This window comes from Evansella sp. AB-P1 (genome assembly GCF_029688925.1).
GTDB lineage: Bacteria > Bacillota > Bacilli > Bacillales > Salisediminibacteriaceae > Evansella.
Genome location: NZ_JARUKY010000017.1, coordinates 89,351 through 108,891 on the forward strand (window position 1 = coordinate 89,351; position 19,541 = coordinate 108,891).

Annotated in this window: 23 protein-coding genes; 13 read left to right on the top strand and 10 right to left on the bottom strand. The window is 34.7% G+C overall.

Features of this window, described 5'->3' with window-relative positions:
- Nucleotides 1-29 precede the first annotated feature (29 nt).
- Together QA612_RS17200 and QA612_RS17205 are read right to left on the bottom strand one after the other, a co-directional pair.
- On the bottom strand, nt 30-884 hold the full coding sequence (locus tag QA612_RS17200; protein WP_278285054.1) for a MurR/RpiR family transcriptional regulator: 855 nt from the start codon (nt 882-884) through the stop codon (nt 30-32).
- A 12-nt stretch (nt 885-896) separates the two neighbouring features.
- Nucleotides 897-2,300 (bottom strand): aspartate aminotransferase family protein, encoded by a 1,404-nt coding sequence (locus QA612_RS17205; protein WP_278285055.1) that lies wholly within the window; start codon nt 2,298-2,300, stop codon nt 897-899.
- Nucleotides 2,301-2,711: 411 nt separating this feature from the next.
- Here QA612_RS17205 and QA612_RS17210 point away from each other — a divergent pair, with 411 nt between their 5' ends.
- Nucleotides 2,712-3,881, top strand: a complete 1,170-nt coding sequence (locus QA612_RS17210) for a KamA family radical SAM protein (RefSeq protein ID WP_278285056.1) — start codon at nt 2,712-2,714, stop codon at nt 3,879-3,881.
- Nucleotides 3,882-3,974: 93 nt separating this feature from the next.
- On the opposite strand, the gene QA612_RS17215 is transcribed toward QA612_RS17210, so the two are convergent.
- Together QA612_RS17215 and QA612_RS17220 are read right to left on the bottom strand one after the other, a co-directional pair.
- Nucleotides 3,975-4,580 carry a hypothetical protein gene (locus QA612_RS17215; protein WP_278285057.1) on the bottom strand — a complete coding sequence of 202 codons (606 nt, stop codon included), beginning with the start codon at nt 4,578-4,580 and terminating at the stop codon, nt 3,975-3,977.
- A 136-nt stretch (nt 4,581-4,716) separates the two neighbouring features.
- Nucleotides 4,717-5,610 carry a fumarylacetoacetate hydrolase family protein gene (locus tag QA612_RS17220; RefSeq protein ID WP_278285058.1) on the bottom strand — a complete coding sequence of 298 codons (894 nt, stop codon included), beginning with the start codon at nt 5,608-5,610 and terminating at the stop codon, nt 4,717-4,719.
- Nucleotides 5,611-5,854: 244 nt separating this feature from the next.
- Here QA612_RS17220 and QA612_RS17225 point away from each other — a divergent pair, with 244 nt between their 5' ends.
- The 3 genes from QA612_RS17225 to QA612_RS17235 all read left to right on the top strand — a co-directional run bounded on the left by QA612_RS17225 (nt 5,855) and on the right by QA612_RS17235 (nt 9,257).
- On the top strand, nt 5,855-6,409 hold the full coding sequence (locus tag QA612_RS17225) for a GNAT family N-acetyltransferase (protein WP_278285059.1): 555 nt from the start codon (nt 5,855-5,857) through the stop codon (nt 6,407-6,409).
- Nucleotides 6,410-6,542: 133 nt separating this feature from the next.
- Nucleotides 6,543-8,288, top strand: coding sequence for a B12-binding domain-containing radical SAM protein (locus QA612_RS17230; protein WP_278285060.1), 1,746 nt, complete (start codon nt 6,543-6,545; stop codon nt 8,286-8,288).
- Nucleotides 8,289-8,324: 36 nt separating this feature from the next.
- A complete protein-coding gene (locus QA612_RS17235; RefSeq protein ID WP_278285061.1) occupies nt 8,325-9,257 on the top strand; it encodes a DMT family transporter in 933 nt (310 codons plus the stop codon).
- A gap of 554 nt (nt 9,258-9,811) precedes the next feature.
- Here the strand turns inward: QA612_RS17235 and QA612_RS17240 are convergent.
- The gene (locus QA612_RS17240) at nt 9,812-10,393 is read right to left on the bottom strand and encodes an NAD(P)H-dependent oxidoreductase (RefSeq protein ID WP_278285062.1); all 582 of its coding nucleotides are present in this window, start codon (nt 10,391-10,393) and stop codon (nt 9,812-9,814) included.
- A 27-nt stretch (nt 10,394-10,420) separates the two neighbouring features.
- Complete coding sequence (locus QA612_RS17245; protein ID WP_278285063.1) at nt 10,421-10,846, bottom strand: FixH family protein; 426 nt, start codon at nt 10,844-10,846, stop codon at nt 10,421-10,423.
- A 95-nt stretch (nt 10,847-10,941) separates the two neighbouring features.
- On the opposite strand from QA612_RS17245, the gene QA612_RS17250 reads away from it, so the two are divergent.
- Entirely contained in the window at nt 10,942-11,466 is a 525-nt protein-coding gene (locus QA612_RS17250) for a thioredoxin domain-containing protein (RefSeq protein ID WP_278285064.1), read from the top strand.
- A complete protein-coding gene (locus tag QA612_RS17255) occupies nt 11,463-12,152 on the top strand; it encodes a cytochrome c biogenesis CcdA family protein (protein ID WP_278285065.1) in 690 nt (229 codons plus the stop codon). The genes QA612_RS17250 and QA612_RS17255 overlap by 4 nt, the downstream gene beginning before the upstream one ends.
- Nucleotides 12,153-12,258: 106 nt before the next feature.
- Here QA612_RS17255 and QA612_RS17260 read toward each other — a convergent pair whose 3' ends face one another.
- A complete protein-coding gene (locus QA612_RS17260) occupies nt 12,259-13,152 on the bottom strand; it encodes a phosphatase PAP2 family protein (protein ID WP_481804453.1) in 894 nt (297 codons plus the stop codon).
- Nucleotides 13,153-13,434: 282 nt separating this feature from the next.
- Between QA612_RS17260 and QA612_RS17265 the strand changes: the two genes are divergently transcribed.
- Together QA612_RS17265 and QA612_RS17270 are read left to right on the top strand one after the other, a co-directional pair.
- Nucleotides 13,435-13,923, top strand: coding sequence for a PCYCGC motif-containing (lipo)protein (locus QA612_RS17265; protein WP_278285067.1), 489 nt, complete (start codon nt 13,435-13,437; stop codon nt 13,921-13,923).
- A 298-nt stretch (nt 13,924-14,221) separates the two neighbouring features.
- A complete protein-coding gene (locus QA612_RS17270) occupies nt 14,222-14,734 on the top strand; it encodes a hypothetical protein (RefSeq protein ID WP_278285068.1) in 513 nt (170 codons plus the stop codon).
- Nucleotides 14,735-14,770: 36 nt separating this feature from the next.
- Here the strand turns inward: QA612_RS17270 and QA612_RS17275 are convergent, their stop codons facing one another.
- Complete coding sequence (locus QA612_RS17275) at nt 14,771-15,202, bottom strand: GIY-YIG nuclease family protein (protein WP_278285069.1); 432 nt, start codon at nt 15,200-15,202, stop codon at nt 14,771-14,773.
- The gene (locus QA612_RS17280; RefSeq protein WP_278285070.1) at nt 15,195-15,833 is read right to left on the bottom strand and encodes a pyroglutamyl-peptidase I; all 639 of its coding nucleotides are present in this window, start codon (nt 15,831-15,833) and stop codon (nt 15,195-15,197) included. Before QA612_RS17280 ends, QA612_RS17275 begins: the two co-directional genes overlap by 8 nt.
- 207 nt (nt 15,834-16,040) lie before the next feature.
- Between QA612_RS17280 and QA612_RS17285 the strand changes: the two genes are divergently transcribed.
- From QA612_RS17285 to QA612_RS17305, 5 genes are all read left to right on the top strand, one after another.
- The gene (locus QA612_RS17285) at nt 16,041-16,253 is read left to right on the top strand and encodes a DUF1659 domain-containing protein (protein WP_278285071.1); all 213 of its coding nucleotides are present in this window, start codon (nt 16,041-16,043) and stop codon (nt 16,251-16,253) included.
- A gap of 44 nt (nt 16,254-16,297) precedes the next feature.
- Nucleotides 16,298-16,513, top strand: coding sequence for a DUF2922 domain-containing protein (locus QA612_RS17290; protein ID WP_278285072.1), 216 nt, complete (start codon nt 16,298-16,300; stop codon nt 16,511-16,513).
- A gap of 119 nt (nt 16,514-16,632) precedes the next feature.
- Complete coding sequence (locus QA612_RS17295) at nt 16,633-16,854, top strand: YvrJ family protein (protein WP_278285073.1); 222 nt, start codon at nt 16,633-16,635, stop codon at nt 16,852-16,854.
- Between the two features lie 315 nt (nt 16,855-17,169).
- On the top strand, nt 17,170-17,886 hold the full coding sequence (locus QA612_RS17300) for a Crp/Fnr family transcriptional regulator (RefSeq protein ID WP_278285074.1): 717 nt from the start codon (nt 17,170-17,172) through the stop codon (nt 17,884-17,886).
- A gap of 146 nt (nt 17,887-18,032) precedes the next feature.
- A complete protein-coding gene (locus tag QA612_RS17305; RefSeq protein WP_278285075.1) occupies nt 18,033-18,269 on the top strand; it encodes a hypothetical protein in 237 nt (78 codons plus the stop codon).
- Nucleotides 18,270-18,371: 102 nt separating this feature from the next.
- Here QA612_RS17305 and QA612_RS17310 read toward each other — a convergent pair whose 3' ends face one another.
- Nucleotides 18,372-18,992 (bottom strand): TetR/AcrR family transcriptional regulator, encoded by a 621-nt coding sequence (locus tag QA612_RS17310; RefSeq protein WP_278285076.1) that lies wholly within the window; start codon nt 18,990-18,992, stop codon nt 18,372-18,374.
- Nucleotides 18,993-19,541: the final 549 nt, after the last annotated feature.

The following is a 19,541-nucleotide window of genomic DNA, read 5'->3' on the forward strand; positions in this document are numbered from 1 at the left end:
CTGAGCATTTTTGCTCAGTGTTTCTTTACTTAATCATAAAACACATCAAAGGTTTCCCATAAGCCTTCTAGCTCTTTTAAACGCTTTTCCACTTTTTTATGCTGTGAACGTGTTAACGCGGTAATTAAGGCACTTGAAATACTCATAGGAGCCGCAAAAGAATCAATAAAAGAATTAATTTCAGTTGAAGCGACTATCTTTAAATCACCATAAGGAACAAGTGGACTCATTAAATGGTCTGTAATGACTAACGTCTGTGCTCCTTGCTGCTTTACGAACTTCAATACCTCTACTGTCCTTTTAGTGTACCGGGAAAAGCCAAGTCCTATTACTAAATCTTCCTCTGTAATATCTAATACATGCTCAGAAACTCCATCTGCTTGTCGAATCATCTCTGTATTTTGCAATACTAAATCTAGATAAAATTCCAAAAAAGACCCTATACTCGTTGCACTTCGATAAGCAATGATATAAATTCTTTTTGCTTCAATAATTTGCTGAACCGCATTTTCGAAAATTTCTGGTTCAATTTGATTTAAGGTCATTTTTAAATTTTGTATGTCATCCGATAGTACTTCAGAGATAATATCCTCTGTTTGTTCATTCTCCCCTGTCGTTCTAGCTAAAACCTCTGCAGAGGTCATCTTACGTTGCAACGCTTCTTGAAGGTGTCGTTGTAAATCAGGGTACCCTTTATAGTTTAGAAAAAAAGCAAAGCGGATGACGGTAGCTTCTCCTACTTTTACATTTTTAGCAAGCTTAGATGCTGTTAGGAAAGCTGCTGTTTCATGGTTTTCAATTAAATAATTAGCAATTTTTTTATGAGATTTACTCATTCGATCTCTGTTTTGAATCATTCGCTTGTATACTTCACTTTCAAACAAAATATCACCCCATTACAAGCGTCCACCATCCTCCCCTAAATGGTGCTTTAACACTTTTTCGTATGCTTGAATAGTTTTTTCCAGCTCTCGGTCTCCGTGAGCTGTGGAGATACTGTATCGATTTAGGGGTTTCGTATAAATTCCTTCATTAAGCAAGTGAAAGTCAATTGTTTTACGAAGACTTAAGTCTGTTTTTTGAAGATCTCGATAATGCCTTATTTTGTTCTTAGAAGTACAAATGACGCTAAAAATTGTCCCTAAACCGATCGTTTTTAGTGGCACATTTTCTTTGTTCCCTATTTTCTCAATATTGTCCTTCAATATATTAGTATACGTCAAAACTTGTTGAAATTCCTGCTCTAATTTCTCAATAGTAGCTAAACCTGCAGCCAAGATTGTTGGATGTCCGTTATATGTCCCACTGTGGAATAAGATATCCTTTGCAGAAGATCCTTTCCCCTGCCCTACATCAAACACATCTCCTGAAGCTTTAGGACGTGTAATTGTTAAAATATCCTCTCTACCACCTACAATTCCAATGGGAAATCCTCCACCAATTACTTTTCCAAGTGTAGTAATATCAGGATTTATATTATACACCTCTTGGGCACCTCCTAGAGCTACCCTAAACCCCGTTTTTACCTCATCAAATATTAGTAAAATGCCGTACTTTTCAGTAAGTCTTTTTAATTTATTCATAAAGGACTTTTCTGCTGGGATAAATCCACCTTGAACCGGTTCGACGATGACAGCAGCTAATTTAGTTGCGTGTTTTCTTAATAACTTTTCCGTTGCTTTCTCATTATTAAAAGGAAGAATAACAGGTTTTCCATCACCAAATTGATTCAACCCAGAGGATTCAGGTACAGCACTTGGTTCATCTTCACTTCCTGCTTCTGCCATGGAAGGATTTATACTATAGAGCATTTCATTATACCCACCATGATAATGTCCTTCAAATTTTGCAATTTTCTTTTTTCCTGTAAATGCACATGCTAGGCGGATTGCTAACAATGTAGCTTCTGTCCCTGAATTCGTATATCGAATCCTCTCCATTGAAGGATAATACTCTTGAATTTTCTTTGCAAAGCTAACTTCAAGTGAATGAGGTGTTCCAAAAAGAAATGTCCCGTCCTGATTTACTTGATCTGTAATTGCTTTTTTTATATCGTTGTGCCCATGACCTAACGCTAAAGAACCATAGGCCATCAAATAATCTACGTAATGGTTACCGTCAACGTCCTCAAGCCATGCTCCACTACCTTTTTTCATTACTATTGGATATGGAGCAAAATGTTTTATATTGGCTGTAACGCCTCCAGGTAAATATTTTTCAGCTTTTTTCATTTCATCATAGGAATGTTTCGTTTTCGCCCCATATTGAACATACGGATGATTCACTTTTTCAATGGCCATGTTTCTATTTATCCCCTTTCCTTCTTCACTTCATTTTTTTGAAGGATTTATTTCATTTTATGCTATTAAAGCTTGTATGTGAAGGTTTATTCCGTAGTTTTTTGAGAAAATTTGAAATTTCTAACTATACCTATTAGGGAGGAGAATAATGGAGGAAATCCTTCATTTTTATTTAAAAATAGATGTTTTACTCCGTTTTTGACCAAATATAAATACTGTGTTTATAATAGGAAATGGATAGTGTAGTGTCTCATAGATCAATTCGGAATAAATCATAGACGTAGTTGTACATTCACTTTCACTTTTAAAAAAATTTACTACCTATGAGTTAACACACTTATACAATCATCTAGATTTAGTATTCCAAGCATTTATTAATCTATTAATTTAACATATGGAGGTTGATATGAAATGGCACAGCCAAAGTACATTATGAACATCGATAAAATTACACAAATTCCTGAAGAAGAACGTGCGAGACTAAAGAAAATTACTGAAAAGTTTGTCTTTCGTGTAAACGATTACTATTTGAATTTAATTGATTGGAATAATCCGAACGACCCGATTAAAAAACTTATCATTCCTAATGAAGGTGAGTTAGAAGAATATGGTCGCTGGGATGCTTCCGATGAAGACACGAACTATGCTGCACCTGGGTGTCAGCATAAATATGGAACTACTGCACTACTTATCGTATCTGAGGTTTGTGGGGCTTACTGTCGTTATTGCTTCCGAAAGCGTTTATTTAGAAACGATATTAAAGAAGCAATGGCAGATGTTCAACCAGGAATTGAATACATTAAAAACCATCCAGAAATTAATAATGTATTACTTACAGGTGGGGATTCTCTTATTCTTGCAACGAAGAAATTACGCTTAATTATTGAGCAACTTCGAGAAATTCCACATGTAAAGATTATTCGTTTAGGGTCAAAAATGCCTGTCTTTAATCCGATGAGAATATATGAAGATGAAGAACTTCTTGAACTAATCAAGGAATACTCAACTCCAGAACAAAGAATTTACGTGATGGCTCATATTAATCATCCAGTTGAAATTACAGAAGAAGCAAAAAGAGGCTTCGATGCATTACATCAAGCAGGTGCCATTGTTGTTAATCAAACTCCAGTATTAAGAGGAATTAATGACGATCCTGAAGTATTAGCTGAGTTATTAGATAAGCTTTCATGGGCTGGTGTAACACCTTACTACTTCTTTATTAACCGCCCTGTAGCTGGTAATAACGATTTCGTTTTATCCCTTGAAGAAGCATATAATGCTGTAGAAAAAGCGAAAGCGAAAACATCTGGACTAGGAAAACGTGTACGTTTATCAATGAGTCATACATCTGGTAAAATTGAAGTACTTGCCATTGATAATGGGAAAGCTTATTTAAAATATCATCAATCTCGTGATAATGAATACGGAAAATTTATGGTACTTGACTGTCCAAAGGATGCAGCATGGTTTGACGATCTTCCAGGTAATGAGCAATATTGGACTCCGCCGAAGAAAAAGTTAGATACCTTCGTTGGTGCAAATGAAAAAATTGCTCAAAAAAACGAAGAACCAGTAGGATAATATTATTAGAATAGTAACCTAAATACAAAAGAAGATGTCCCTAATGTTCATTCATTGAAATGACATTTGGACACCTTCTTTTTTTACTTTTTCTTATTCAAAATCGTCGTCATCCATTGGCATATACCCATGTGGTGGTAATGCACTTGGTCCTTGAGAAGGAGCCGGTGGTCTAGGTGGTGTCATCTGTTGCGGCATTGTATGTGACGGATATGCTGGGCTAGTTGGACCTCCACCCGTTGATGGATGTTCTACGTGACCATAATGATGGTGTGGACCCATTTCACCATGTTGCTGTGGCATTGGTGCAGTATAGTTAGGTCCCATTTGACTCATTTGTGGATGTCCCATATATTCTGGCTGTCCTGCTGGTACTCCAGTATGACCAGTTTGCATTTCAGGATGTGTTCCTGGCGCTAGTGGCATCCCCATATGCGGACCTGGCATTCCTGGATAACCTCCTGGCATATGACCCATAGGAGGATGACCCATATGTCCTTGTGGCATTGGCATTCCATACCCGTGTCCTGGAGCATAACCATGATGAGGTACCGGTCCATAAGGTAATTGTTGCTGTGGTAATGGGTGACCATGATGCGGAACGCCTGGTACTCCCTGTAGAGTATGCTCATGTTCGTGTCCCATTGGACCAGTCATTTTATTTTGGTGCCCTTTTGGTGAATTACAATTGCAAGTCATTCTTTTTCCCCTTTCATTCATACTATTTAATACCATGTATCAAATCCACTATTCATAATATGAACGGATAGGAAAATTGTGACTTTACCCTAAGTGAAATGCCGTTACGGGACATTGTCCATTATTGTAAAAAATCTTAATCATTAAAATAATTCTTTAATTTTCCAATGCCATCAATTTCTATTTCAACTACATCACCTTTTTGCAATAATTTGGGAGGATTAAAGCCTTTTCCAACTCCTTTAGGGGTTCCTGTAGCAATTATATCACCAGCTTCTAGCGTCATTCCTTTACTTAACGTTTCAATAATGTCTGGAATTGAAAAAACCATCAAATTAAATGTAGCTCGTTGTCGTTCCTCTCCGTTTACTACTGTTATTAATTGTTTTTTCTCTATCGGTAAAAAACTATCACGATCTACAACATAAGGACCTATAGGACAAAATGAATCCAAGCCTTTTCCTAAGAGAAACTGCTGATGTTGTCGCTGTAAATCCCTCGCCGTCACATCGTTAATTATTGTAAAACCAAACACATACTCCCAAGCATCCTCTTTCGAAATATGAAAAGCCTTTTTTCCAATAATAACGCCTAATTCCCCTTCATAATCCACTTCCTTTGTAACATGTTTATGTAGCAGTACTTCTGATTGATGAGCTGTGACTGTTGTTGGTACCTTTGAAAAAATAACTAGATAGGATGGAGCTTCCGTTCCTCCCATTTCCATTGCATGTTCAACATAATTTTTCCCAACAGCAAATATATTCTTTAATGGTTTAGGAATTGGTGCCTCCCATTGAAATAATGGATCATTAACAAAAATGATTTCATCCGTAATTATTTGTTCACTAAGCCAATTTCGTTCTAACTGTTTAGCTTCCTCGAGGTGTTTCTCCCGTTGAACAAATTCTAGAAATGTCTTTGGACCATTCCAATCCTTTGTTTTTGTTAAATTAAGGATTTTTTGTTCTTCAGGATGTACAATCCCATATCCTTGAACTCCATCATATGAAAAACTTGCAAATTTCATAATTTCACCTCACTTTTCTTTCTATCATACAATGAAGCCTTAAATATGAGAAATAAAAAACGCCATTCATCACTCCATCCTCATAGGAACTTGACCCTTCTATGCTTTAAACGAACTTACTCCAGAAATACTGAACTATTTAATAGCTTCGTACATAAATATAAAATGGAGTTTCATTTCGTGATGGTATTACATCATTATTTGAAAGGGATTATTGTTCCTTTCTTAATTTGGAGGTAAAAAAATGGCATATGTCTCCCCCATTGAAAGAAAAACAAATGATAATCACACCATATTGATAAGAACAGCAGATGTGAATGATGGTTTGTCTATGCATGAATTGACAAAGGAAGTAATAAATGAGGAAGATGGTTTGATTATGGTTCATCAGGATTTCACCATGACTGTGGAGGATCAAAGAATTAAGAATGATTGGTATTTACAATTACCTCAAACATTGACATTACTAGCTGAGCATGAAAAGAAGCTAATAGGGATTTTAACCATAGAACCTGGAATATTCGTAAAAACTGCACATCGTGGCAACTTAGGACTGATCATTCGTAAAGATTATAGATCTAAGGGGATAGGGAGAATAATGATGCATGATGCACTTGCATGGGCTAAAAAGAATAATGTGTTTGAGAAAATCGAATTAGAAGTGTTAGAAACAAACAAAAAAGCTATAGCCCTTTACGAAAAACTTAATTTTAAAGTAGAAGGCATTATTAAAAATGCAGTAAAGCAATCAAATAATAACTATGTGAATTTATATCAAATGGGTTTACCTATTAAGTGATCTACCCTGAAAATAAAAACGGGTCAATAGTGGAATGCGGTGACTCCAGCGAAAAAGGACCAATTATTTATTCCATGGTATGAATTATGATATGATTAGCGTTGACATTTATGTGATTGGAGGAAAGGTATAGATGAACATCGTCGTTACAACGCTAAATGCAAAATATATTCATACTTGTCTTGCTCTAAGGCTTTTAAAATCTTACTCTGCACCAGAGTTTGATGTTGATATGGTTGAATATACAATCAAAGATCCTGAACTAAATGTTGTCTCTGATTTATTTAATCGCCAACCAGATGTTATTGGGTTCAGCTGTTATATATGGAATGTGGAGAAAACCATTCAAATTGTAAAAATGCTTAAAAAAGTTTTACCAAACACGAAAATTATACTCGGAGGACCTGAGGTTTCCTATGATACAGAGGAATGGATAAATCGCGTGCCTGGGGTTGATTTTATCGTACGCGGTGAAGGAGAAGAAACATTTAAACAGCTTCTTCACCAAATCGAAGGTGGACAAGACTATGAAACCATCGCTGGTCTTGCTTTTCGAGATAATGGTGAAGTAAAAATGACTCCAAGTCGACCAAATTTAGACATACTAACCATCCCTTCCCCTTATCGCTTTGAGGAAGATAAAAAGGATTTAGGTAAACGGATCGTATACTTTGAGACAAGCAGAGGATGTCCGTTCCAATGTCAATTTTGTCTCTCCTCTATAGAAGTAGGGGTACGATACTTTGAGATAGATAAAGTAAAATCAGATTTACTCTATCTGATTCATAATGGTGCAAAAATGATTAAGTTTATCGATCGGACATTTAATATTAAACGAGACTATGCAATGGAAATTTTCCAATTTCTGATCGACAATCATGGTGGTTGTGAATTCCAGTTTGAAATAACCGCTGATATTATGCGACCTGAAGTTTTGGAATTCTTAAACGATAAGGCTCCTAAAGGAGTTTTCCGATTTGAAATTGGTGTTCAGTCTACAAATGATCATACAAATGACCTAGTTAAGCGCCGTCAAAATTTCAAAAAATTAAGTAGAACTGTCACGTTAATCAAGGAAGGTGGAAAAATCGATCAACATTTAGATTTAATTGCGGGTCTTCCAGATGAAAATTATAATTCCTTTAAGAAAACTTTTAATGATGTTTTTGCTTTACGACCAGAGGAACTTCAGTTAGGATTTTTAAAGATGCTTCGCGGTACTGGTATGCGTGCAATGGCGGATCAATTTAATTATCAATATATGGATCATGCTCCTTACGAAATTCTTTCGAACAATGTTATTAGCTTCGCTGAAATTACTAGAATAAAAAGAGCTGAAGATATTTTAGAAAAATATTGGAATGATCATCGTTTAGACAATACTGTTGAATATTTAATCGAACATGTTTTTGAAACACCATTTGATTTTTTCCAAAGGTTTGGAGATTATTGGGATGAGAAAGGCTGGGGGAAAATAGGTCATCAATTTGAAGATTTATTTTATCGTCTTCAATCGTTCTTAGTGTATGAAAAGACAAAGAATATGAAGCTTATTGAAGGATTTATGAAGGTTGACTATTTACTACATTATAAACAAAAGCCTAGAAAAAAATGGTGGGACCCTTCATTTTCTAAAGGAGATTTAAATACACTGAAAGAAGGTTCACTAAACGATTTAATTCCCTCTGCGACTTTAAATTTAAATGATAAAGGGATACAAAAACACTTAGTAATAGAAGAGGTTCCTTTTGATGTAACAAAATGGATAAATAATCGTTCTCTTCAACTAGGAGATTATTTGTTTATTGTGTATTACCATCCAAAGAATAATGCCAATGAATTCTTCACGTCATTAATGGATCAAGAAATATCTAACTAATTTTAACAGAATAGCAGGAAGTGGGGAGAAAACAAAATGAACAAGGTAGCTTTTTTATTTATTATCATTGGAGCAGCCTTATGGGGTACAATTGGACTTTTCGTTCAGCGACTATATGAATTTGGCTTCTCCCCCATTGAAGTCGTAACGTTACGAGTGTCTATCGCATTCATTGCTTTATTCGCATTTGTATTAGTAACGAACAGACAAACCCTATTAATAAAAATTAAAGATATTCCAATATTCCTAGGTACTGGTATAGGAAGCATCGTTTTTTTCAATTGGGCATATTTCACAGCTATTCAAGAGATGAATTTATCTATCGCAGCAGTCCTTCTTTATACTGGTCCTGCCTTCGTTACAGTATTATCGCGAATTATTTTTAAAGAAAGCTTAACCCCACAAAAGTTCCTTGCCTTAACAGGAACCTTTGTAGGATGCATTTTAGTTATCGGATTATTCCCGTTAAACTTAGGACAGTTTTCGTCAAATGGTATTCTCTTTGGTCTCGGGTCAGGCTTTGGATATGCTCTTTATAGTATTTTTGGAAAAATTGCTCTAAATAAAAACTATTCATCTTTAACAACAACCACCTACACCTTTCTCTTTGCCTCATTATCCCTTCTACCTACTAGTGGACTTATAACAAAGGGAAGTGTATTTTGGAGTGTAGATGCAGTACTTTACAGTGTGAGTTTAGGAATAATACCTACGGTTCTCGCTTACCTATTATACACTCGTGGTCTCCAACTTGTTGAATCTAGTAAAGCGTCCATAGCCACAACCATTGAACCAGTTGTTGCTGCTTTAATTGGAGTATTTATTTTTCAAGATGTTCTAACCCCTTGGCAACTAATTGGAATGCTCCTTATTCTATCTGCAGTGCTCTTTATTCATATGAAAAAAGGAGCACCTAGAAATGTAGCTAGTGAAGAAATAAAGAAAGTACGAAAACAAGGAGCCTCTTAATTAGCAGGCTCCTTTACAAATTTTATTTTTATGGTAGACCGCCAGTGCAAGTGAAAATTTGTACCATGGAGGATGAAAATGTTCTTTCTAAAGTATACTACCTTCCCGCAATTCCAATCTTATACCGTTTGCGGGAAGAATATCGGCTTCATTCATCCCGCATTTGCTTTTTTCACTGTTTTCCGGGCTTCTAGAACGCTTCTTGGATACCGCATTTGTGTTTTTCATTGCTTTCCGGGCTTCTAGAACGCTTCTTATTTTCAGGGTAGACCTCACATGCAAGTAAACTTCCACCATGGGGGATGAAAATATTCTAACTAAGAGGAGTTCATCCGTTGCAGGCGTAATCCTGCCATCCTGGCTGCACGGGCAACGCCTCAGCCTCTTTGGCAATTAGCATACTCTTAAAGTACTTTGTCCTGTCTCTTCCTCTGCTAGTAATTCATAGAAGTTGCATGCGTCAAGATAACTCGAAGTTTATTCGTAAACATATGCTCGTCGCTGGAGTCGCCGACCTTCACTACTGAACCTTCTTTATTTTCAGGATAAATTATTTATTCTGCCTTGTTGGCAAGTTGCTCCACTTTATGTAGCATTTCTTTCCTTCTCTCGTCCCCACATTGAAGAACATCACCAAAATAAAGGACATCAGTAAGCTTGAGACCACAAAAAGAGAATATACTCTTTTCTGTAAGGTCTACAAAATGTGTATACATTTTTGAGTTTCTCATTTCCTCTTCAGGAGTTCCAGATGTAAAGATCATTCTTACTTCTCGCCCTGTAAGAAGGGGAATTGGTGATTCACCTTTTAATCGATAGGCAAAACCATATGAAAATATTCGATCAATATATCCTTTTCCTACTGCAGGAAATCCCCCCCACCATAGTGGAAAAATAAAAGAGATTACATCCGCTTCTTCTATGTAGCTCTGCTCCTTCTTCACGTCTAACTTATAGGTATTTGCCAGTGTATTCTTATATTCCTGTTGAGATAGAAGTGGCTGAAGCTCTTGTTCATACAACGATCTAATAATGACAGTATCACCGTTACTCCTTAATCCATCTACATACGTATCTAAGATTGCTCCATTAAAGCTCTTTTTTGTTGGGTGCATAAAAACGATTAGATGCTTCATATATGAGTACACTCCGCTTCCTTTGTTTCAATCTATTTCATCAGCGTGATAGTCTTGCATATATTTCATTACCATATCTCCTTCAGCAAAAACATGAAAGGGGATCTCTCGTTCCTCTCCCTCATGACGAACATTCACCAACACATACCACTCCCCTGCCATTGCCAGTGGTAAATCAATTTCATATATTCCATCCCTTACTTTCTCCATTTTACCTTCCATAGGATGATTCATGTGCTCCATATTCATGTATAAATAAACGTCATCTACTGAAACTTGTTCCTCTTGTTGACTCTTCAAGGATACTTCATATGTTGTAAATTCTCCTTTTTGAAAAGTCTCCCCCTCTTGTTTCAAATTAACGATTAATGTATCTAGTTCCGACTTATTACACCCAGTCATTGTCACTATTATCACAGTACAAATTGTCATAAAATAGACTATTTTTTTCATCTTAACCCCTCCCCAATTAGCTATCATTGTACTATACCAATATAAATTATGATTCTATATAAAGCACTAACGTTTTGTAAAAAGGAGGTTATATCATGGTAAATAAGATTGGTATTATACTTGTCATTTTTATTTTAGCTGGAATGGGATATACCACTTATTCTTTCTTTTTTGACCAAAGTACAGGAGACATATCTACTGTTGAGAGAATAAATGGAGAAGAGCCAATTTTTTTAGATGATTATATTGGTTCGAAGAAAACAATCCTTCAATTTGTTATCGTACCGTGTGATTGCTGTAGCTATTCTATGCCTTTTATTCAAGAGTTTATTGAACACCAAGATGAAATTGAAGTTATAACTATTGTTTTTTACGGAAGAGAACGGGAGATTTTAGATAAATTTGAAAATGAATATGAAGCTACACATTTATGGGGAGTAGATCTTAATCGGGATATAGCAAATTATTATAATGTTTCCGTATCACCTACGTATGTCTTTTTTGACGAAGACGGAAATTTTCTAGGTACGCATCCTTACATCATAGGTACAAGCGAGGAATTAGGTCGTCGTTATGAAGAAGCTTATGAGGCTTTCCATGAAAATGAGGCAACAGAATGACTATTTGGTTTGCCTTTACAGCAGGATTTTTATCCTTTGCTTCTGCTTGTATTTTACCACTTATTCCTAGCTATATTGCCATTATTACTGGCCTTTCCATAAGTGAATTAGAAAATAACCATATAAAACGATTCATTGTACTTCCAAGGATGATTGCTTTTGTTGTAGGATTAATTATTCCACTTATTATTATTGGAATGAGTGCTACAGCATTAGGTTCCATCTTCACACCAGAAACTTTTACTTATTTATCGCAGTTATTCGGCTTTCTTGTTATATTGTTTGGTTTTCATTTAATGGGACTATTAAAGATAAATCTTTTTCAAAGGGAAGTTCGTTTTCATAAGGTGTTTCAACAAAAAGGTGGATTCTTTACAGTTGGGTTGATGGGTATGGCCTTCGGATTTGGCTGGACACCTTGTATTGGCCCTATGCTTAGTTCTATTCTTATTCTCGCAGCAGATTTAGATACCATTTGGCAAGGTGGGGGATTATTAGTAGTTTACGGTATGGGCTTAGGTCTTCCATTTATTTTAATCGGCATTATGAGTACTTCTAGTTTAAAGTTTTTACACTTTCTCAAGCGTCATATAAAACTACTATCTATTATTAGTGGGCTATTATTAGTAATTTTAGGTCTGTTGCTTATTACTGGAAATATGAATGTAATAACCCCTTCCTTTTAAAAAGCATTACTAGTTTTTTAAAGGTAGTTTAAAGGAGCTTTGGAAAAGGCTTAATCACCTCGTCCAAAAGCTCCTATACTTTTCTTTCAGTGGGATTCTTTTGACATTAATAGCCCCTATCCCTCTCATATAACCCAATTTTCACGAAAACCCAAGGGGCAAACCATAACCCCCACAGCCCTAAGATCATATATCTTAACCCATCATATATAGCTAAGTCTGGTAATATCTCCTTAAGACCCGTTTGTAAACCGAATAAAACTAATATACCAATTATATAAGCAATAATTCTCTTAAACCAAGACACTGGTATAGCCATACGTACATAATGCTTTTCTACAAAATACCCTATACCTGCCCCCAATAAAAATCCACTGTAACTAAACCCTTCAGGATCAGTAAAAAGAAAAACCATCACAATTGGCAGAACAACTGCTAAGACAATTTTCCCTCCATCTGTAATGGACTGTAAAAACTTCTCAACAAAATGACATACTGTAATAATGATAATGGCGATCGCAATTCCACCGATAATATCGGATGGCCAATGAACACCAGTATATACTCTTGCAATAGAAATAAGTAAGATAAGTACTAAAGCAATAATCCATGTAATTGGCTGATTTACTCGGTAAGCAATATATCCCCATAGTGTCGTTGAACCTTGGGCATGTCCACTTGGAAAACTATCATGTGGAAAGCGAGAACCTACTTCTGCAGACTCAACATATAAGGAGTTTATTCCAAGGCCTTCATAGCCAACTGGCCTCGTTACTGCAAAGAGAGTTTTCAGCCATGCGTTTACATAAACAGATACTACAAAGACGTATAATAACCGAATTCCAAACCCTTTTGATACACACCAAAAAACAAATGGTAAAATAATAAAATAAAAGGTTTCATCCCCTAAAAATGTAAGTACCCAGGCAATTTGATCTAGAACTGGCTGCTGTAGATTCGTAAAAAAACGGAGAATTTCAATTTCTATCTCTCGCAACACTTTCTCTCCTTTCTATTTTTAACTTATTAAATTCCTTTTAACTCTATATTATTATACGTTGTTTTTTACACCAATGCATATTTTTTAATAGAATCCCGCTTCAAGCCCTCTATTATTGAAACCATCTTTCACTTAGACTTTTCCAAGAACAAATCGTTCTTTCAATAAATCCCTCATTTAAAAAGTAATGATATTTTGACAGGCTATAATACCTTATCTTTTTCTACACTTTCCTATATAATAATAGGAGAAAATATACTATAGAATAGAGGTAGCATTTTTATGGGGAAAAAACTTCAAAAGAATACCTTTTTTATTGTTTTGTTTCTACTACTTGTGGTTGGATGTAGTTCAGACAATGAATTAGCTAACAACGGAGAAGACTCCTTTAAAGAGAATTCCTTCGACGAATATAACTTTCCGAATTTTGTATTCGAATCATTTCATAGTGGTTCGGTAAGAGCATATCAATATGCAACAAATAATAGAGAGATTCTACGGTACATCCCTTGTTATTGCAATTGTTATATTGAACCATTCAACCATGAGAGTGTGAAAGATTGTTTCATTAACAATGTACATAGTACAGAAGAAACAATCGTTTACGATCCTCATGGTGCTGGCTGAGGAATCTGTATAGAGATTGTACTGGATGTACAACAAATGAAAGAGGATGGAAAACCTTTAACTGAGATTCGTGATTATATTGACAATGAATATTCTAGATTTTCAGAACCAACTGATACACCTTATCCTTATGAAGGATTGTAAAATTGCTTTAACACCGTTAAACCATCCTCTTAATTAAGCGGATGGTTTTCTAGACTAAATGAATATATATCATCTTATAGATTAAAATAATACATGTTAAAGGTAGATGTCCAACTTATACCCTCTTTTAAAGCGAAGTAAGATATAACGAATGATTAATCTTAGCTTTATTTGTTAATGCAATTAATTTAATAACAGCTATTTTCAGGGTAGACGTTATTCTTCTTTTTTGATTTATAATGATAAAATGTTCTTTAACTTTATTTTGGCTTAACTTATAGGAAGGTTCGGTGGAAAAATGCTCTGGTTATATTTATTTTTAGGAACGATCTTCGCAGTTATTTCTTTATATCATCTCTTTGCCCATAAACAAAGAAAAACAACAAGTGATCATATTCTTTATACACTGAAAGACTCAAAAAAAATTAACTCAACATCAAAGCTATATAAATTATCCATTTACTTTTCCTATGTTGTCATCCTTTTAACTATTCTATTATACGTAGAGGTTTTTCGGAATTATGTAGCTGCAACGATCCTGTTTATTATCTTAATGCCATTCGGTATCTTTACATTAGTAGTATTGGATAGATTGTTTGAAATTCGAGGTGATGCCATAGTCTTTTCTGGGTATCATGCAAGATGGGGGAAAATCCGTCACATTACATGGGGAAAAAAGTATAAGAATCGTAGAAAATTGATAATGGAATTAGATAAAGGTACGAAAATTACTACAGCTATTCCAAATGAAGAACAAGATGAACTAGAAGATGTTTTATCAAATTATGTTCACTTTGAAAAGAATGAGTAAAGTATATATGTAAATCCCCTTTAGGAAAAGAGGGAGTCAGTGCCTATTCGTTAGCCACATTTCTCTCAAATGATAAATGTTCTCTGAACCCTCTCGCTTCACTTTTATTAGGTGACTATCACATTTGCAATCTGAAGATCCAAACCTAGGAACAACAACTTCACCAAGCAGTTCATTCTGTAAAAACTCTTTTAGTTGACACTCACCACCATGAACAGGAAAAGTTATGACATGTTGAATAGTAACAAATGGACGAAAATAATCTAAATGCCATCTTTTCACCTTTTCTATCGTTACGTGTCGGTTTATTCTTGAACCAATATTTCGTTTAGCACTTCCTATATAAATATAAGAACCCTTCTGAAAGTCACATTCTCCTAGTCTACCTACTTCTATTTTTATATTTCTATCTAACACCATTTTAATTGCATAGAGCTGGTCTCCCACATTAGTGTTTATACTATCCAAGTGATTTTCCATATTTAATACAATATTCCGCTATTAAGCGTATCCCCTTTTCTTGAAGATCGATGGTCATGCTTGGTACGTTCGGCTGTTTACACACCATATTTGGTGTAGCAGGCACATGAATAAAACCTGCCCTAATAGGAAGCTGATTCTTTTTAATATAATGTAGAACACTATACAATGTATTATTGCAAATATACGTTCCAGCAGTATTTGATATGGTTGCTGGTATCTCGTTTTCTATTAACTTTTCAGTTATTTGTCGTATTGGCAATGTGGAAAATAGTCCATCCGGACCTCCCTCAACTATTAAACGATCTTTTGGACGTAAACCTTCATTATCTCCCAACTTTCCTTCACCAACTGTATCTTGTATATTAATCCCAATTCTTTCAGGTGTAATAGTACTTCTCCCTACTGCCACTCCAAGTGCTAGGACATAATCAGGCTGTATATCCTCTATTTTTTTAATTAGTTCCTTTGCACATTTGTCATATATGACAGGCAGAATGGTAGAATACAGCTGACCACCATCCATTATCCATTCTTTTGATCTAGAGATAATTTCCATCGTTGGGTTACTAGTAAGTTCTCCAAAGGCTTCAAACCCACTTAATAAGATTTTCGTCAATTTGATTTCCTCCTAAAAAAATAAAATTAAGCAATAGTGACTGAACTTATATTATCATTTTGCGTTATTACTTCACAGTATTTCGAATAATCTCTCCAAGACATCTATTTTTCATACGAAAAATTTGTTTACCAAAAAATATTATAGAAATCCTCCTCCTTTTTCCTTTAAAAACGATACATATATAGTGAAAGGAGGTGATAAAAAATGGGAGATATCACTTTCAGTAGATTATCATTATTGTTCATAACAGGCTACAACGACGAAGGAGAACCTGTTATGAAAGCAAAGCACTTCAATAACATTATTCCCCAAGCAGATAGTGAAAAATTATTTCAAACGGCCCTAGCACTAGCTTCTTTACAAAAGCACGATCTTGATATTGTAGAACGAAGTAACACATATGAGCTAGGCAACTAATCACTTCAGAATGGAAAAATTAGTGTGAAAGGAGGTAGATCATAATGACAAAAAGATTAGAGCTATTATTTACTAATGAATCTGGTAGAAGCGTAACCTTATCGTTAGATGATCCAATTGAGCCAGTTGATAATCTTTTAGTATCAGCTGTAATGGACGAAATTATTGATCATAATGTTTTTACAACATTTGATGGTGCATTAGTTCAAAAACGAGGTGCACGTATTGTAGAACGTACAGTTCAGGATATTGAATTGTAATTACTTTAACGATAGCCATCTAAAAAAGCAGTCGGTGTTAAACCGATTGCTTTTTTTATAAGTATTGATGGTGCGAATTGTGACTATAGAAAAGTAATTAATGATTGGAGGTGTACAGAATGGAGCTATGGATGAACATGATCGGTGAATATGGGTTTCCTATTGCTGTTACGTTTTACTTGCTGTATAGAATTGAAAAAAAATTAGATCAGCTAAACCAATCGGTAATTCATTTATCAAAACTCTTGCAACTGAACTCTATTAAGGTTCCACTTTCTCATCCATCATCTCATCATGATATGAACCCTACATTGAAGGAAAAAACAAATAAGGCAAAGTAAATAAGAAAAGCGCAAGGCGCCCTCTCATCACCGATATGCAAATGTTCTGGCCGTTTAAAAGTGCTTTTTACTTTTTATGCGGACAGGTTATTTGACACGAGGTGATGGCGCATGGAGCTAGACAACTTTCAAAGTGAAAATTTTATCTTTCTTTATCTTTTGAAAAAGCATGTATGCTTTTATTATTAAAAAGTTTACAAATTGTTCTAGATTACGTAAGCCAACCTAAATTATCCTATGCTATGCTGATATTAGTAATCATAACCTGAGATATTTAAATATTTTTCTTTGTTTCTAAGGATAAGGGGGGATTAAATGAATACTACAATAGAAAAGAGACATGATTACAACTTTTTTGATAAGCTCACATCTGAGACAAAATATTTATTTGAATCCTATGGTAATGAGATTGAAGTAAAAAAAGGAAGTTTCATATTTCATGAGAGTGAAAAACCAGAACATATTTATCTACTCAAAAGTGGTAAAGTAAGGTTAAGTAAAACTTCTGTTGAAGGGAAAGTATTTTTCTTACAGATGAAAAATTCTCATGAATTATTAGGTGAATTGAGCTTATTCAACGGCTTAAATTATCATTTTAATGCTGAAGTGATACACGATTCCGTTCTTTTAAGATATAATCGTTTAGAAATTGAGCAGCTATTGATGAGAAATAGTGAGCTATCAGTGAATTTTATGAAGTGGTTATCTAATGAAAACCACACACTTCTTGCACAATTTCGAGACTTAATTTTTTGTGGTAAAGAAGGGGCAGTCCATTCCATTCTTATTCGTTTATGTAATGAGTATGGTATGGATGTTAGTACTGGAACGCTAATTAATAAAAAGATTACTAACCAAGAACTAGCTAATTATGTAGGAGCTACGAGAGAAAGTATCAATCGAATACTAAAGAGACTAATAAATGAAAATGTCATTTCTGTAAATACGAAGTATATAACCATTCACAATAAAGAGTATTTAAAGAAGCAACTCCGTTGTAATTATTGCCCCTTTAAGGAATGCACCATATAAAATTAATAATATTGAATACAGAATAAAGCATTTGGATTTTTTCCGATTGCTTATTTTTTTTTTTGCATATATTCTCTCTAGCAAGCATAAAGTTGACTATAGCTATCATGGACAAGCTATTGATATAAGTCTAGGGAGGAAATAAGATGAAAACAATGATTACTTATTCTCCATATTTAGAGAGGTACAGAAGCTCAAGGAAATTGAACGAGGTTCAAACAATAGAAGTGAAAAAGGATAGCAATCATAAATCCTACGAAGTTGATGATTATGTTAATTTATTGGACAAGTTTTTGAAAAAGGTTGTCCCTTATGTTTTTCTATTAACTATTCCATACTTATTGTACCTTATCCTTCAGATGGTAACCATGATGAATATGTGATAACTAGCTTTCACTTTAAACAAAAGCAATTAATCCTTTATTATAATATAGATGGCAGACTATCTTCTTAATAGTCTGCCATAAAACCAACTTACTCTACTATTAATACAATGAATATACTTCTTCTTTACAAATCCCCCGGACAAATGTTTTTACACTTTCTTCTATAAAAATAGATTCTGGAATAACAGCAACTTTATCTCCAGAAATAAATGACGCCATAAAATACCCTAAATTCAACCACAAAAAATTCATTGCTAAAATTTCTGGATCCTGAGAAAGTATTTTATCTTGTCGTTGCATCTCTTTAAAATACTCAATTAGATATTCCTTCAACTTTTTAGGATTTTCAGCAGTTTTCTCTCCAATTGATGGATTAGTGTTTCTTTCCTGAAAAGCTAAAATAACAATCTTCTGATTGTGCTTCAAATAATGATGATATGTTTTACTAACCATAGTCAAATCAGTTATCAAATCATAGGTTACATTAGTTTTTAAAATATTGTTCATATCTACAATGTAAGAATACCTTTCAACAGCAGCATCTAACAGTCTTCTTTTCGTCCCAAAATGACGAAAAAGTGTCATTTCACTAAATCCGGCCTTTGTAGCAATTTCTTTCGTCGTTACTGCTTTATAGCCTTTTTGCTCCATAAGGTCGATTGCAGCAAGTAATATTTTGTCTTCTGTAGAAAAATGTTTTTCATTCTGGTATTGTTCCATCATTGCATCCCACCTTCTATAAGGATACTTCACATTCCCCCTATATACTATTCTATATTTTTGTGAAAGATCGAACAAGAACAATTGGAATACATTTACACATTGTCATAAAACGTTCAAAGGATATACATAATTTTGTTTTAATATACTAAATAGTCCAATATGTAAGATAAGTGTTACCTCATATTTTAAATACAAAACCGTAACTAATCTTCCAATCTAAACCAAAAATTACGTCCTAGAGCCTATTCAGCTTTCGTAGATTATAAATTGATGAAAATATTCTTTTCAAGGGTGGTTCATTCGTTACTGGCGAATCAATTACGCCTAAGGGCAGCCCACGTCCTGTGGGCAACGGCGTAATCCTGCCATCCTGGCTGCGCGGGCACGGCCTCAACTTCCTAAAACTAACACAGTAAGCTTTTAGGGGATTTTCGTCTCGCGCCGATCCCACTGGAGTCGCTACCCTTCACTACTGAACTACTTAAGGTACAATAACTTATTTTTCTAATATTGCACAGTCGTATTTCCAGGGTAGCCACAAATAAA

Excerpts from the sequence above, each read along its gene's own strand:
- QA612_RS17205 (WP_278285055.1), bottom strand. The coding sequence starts at position 2,300 with ATGGCCATTGAAAAAGTGAATCATCCGTATGTTCAATATGGGGCGAAA.
- QA612_RS17210 (WP_278285056.1), top strand. The coding sequence starts at position 2,712 with ATGGCACAGCCAAAGTACATTATGAACATCGATAAAATTACACAAATT.
- QA612_RS17215 (WP_278285057.1), bottom strand. The coding sequence starts at position 4,580 with ATGACTTGCAATTGTAATTCACCAAAAGGGCACCAAAATAAAATGACT.
- QA612_RS17220 (WP_278285058.1), bottom strand. The coding sequence starts at position 5,610 with ATGAAATTTGCAAGTTTTTCATATGATGGAGTTCAAGGATATGGGATT.
- QA612_RS17225 (WP_278285059.1), top strand. The coding sequence starts at position 5,855 with ATGGCATATGTCTCCCCCATTGAAAGAAAAACAAATGATAATCACACC.
- QA612_RS17230 (WP_278285060.1), top strand. The coding sequence starts at position 6,543 with ATGAACATCGTCGTTACAACGCTAAATGCAAAATATATTCATACTTGT.
- QA612_RS17235 (WP_278285061.1), top strand. The coding sequence starts at position 8,325 with ATGAACAAGGTAGCTTTTTTATTTATTATCATTGGAGCAGCCTTATGG.
- QA612_RS17240 (WP_278285062.1), bottom strand. The coding sequence starts at position 10,393 with ATGAAGCATCTAATCGTTTTTATGCACCCAACAAAAAAGAGCTTTAAT.
- QA612_RS17245 (WP_278285063.1), bottom strand. The coding sequence starts at position 10,846 with ATGAAAAAAATAGTCTATTTTATGACAATTTGTACTGTGATAATAGTG.
- QA612_RS17250 (WP_278285064.1), top strand. The coding sequence starts at position 10,942 with ATGGTAAATAAGATTGGTATTATACTTGTCATTTTTATTTTAGCTGGA.
- QA612_RS17255 (WP_278285065.1), top strand. The coding sequence starts at position 11,463 with ATGACTATTTGGTTTGCCTTTACAGCAGGATTTTTATCCTTTGCTTCT.
- QA612_RS17270 (WP_278285068.1), top strand. The coding sequence starts at position 14,222 with ATGCTCTGGTTATATTTATTTTTAGGAACGATCTTCGCAGTTATTTCT.
- QA612_RS17285 (WP_278285071.1), top strand. The coding sequence starts at position 16,041 with ATGGGAGATATCACTTTCAGTAGATTATCATTATTGTTCATAACAGGC.
- QA612_RS17290 (WP_278285072.1), top strand. The coding sequence starts at position 16,298 with ATGACAAAAAGATTAGAGCTATTATTTACTAATGAATCTGGTAGAAGC.
- QA612_RS17295 (WP_278285073.1), top strand. The coding sequence starts at position 16,633 with ATGGAGCTATGGATGAACATGATCGGTGAATATGGGTTTCCTATTGCT.
- QA612_RS17300 (WP_278285074.1), top strand. The coding sequence starts at position 17,170 with ATGAATACTACAATAGAAAAGAGACATGATTACAACTTTTTTGATAAG.
- QA612_RS17305 (WP_278285075.1), top strand. The coding sequence starts at position 18,033 with ATGAAAACAATGATTACTTATTCTCCATATTTAGAGAGGTACAGAAGC.
- QA612_RS17310 (WP_278285076.1), bottom strand. The coding sequence starts at position 18,992 with ATGGAACAATACCAGAATGAAAAACATTTTTCTACAGAAGACAAAATA.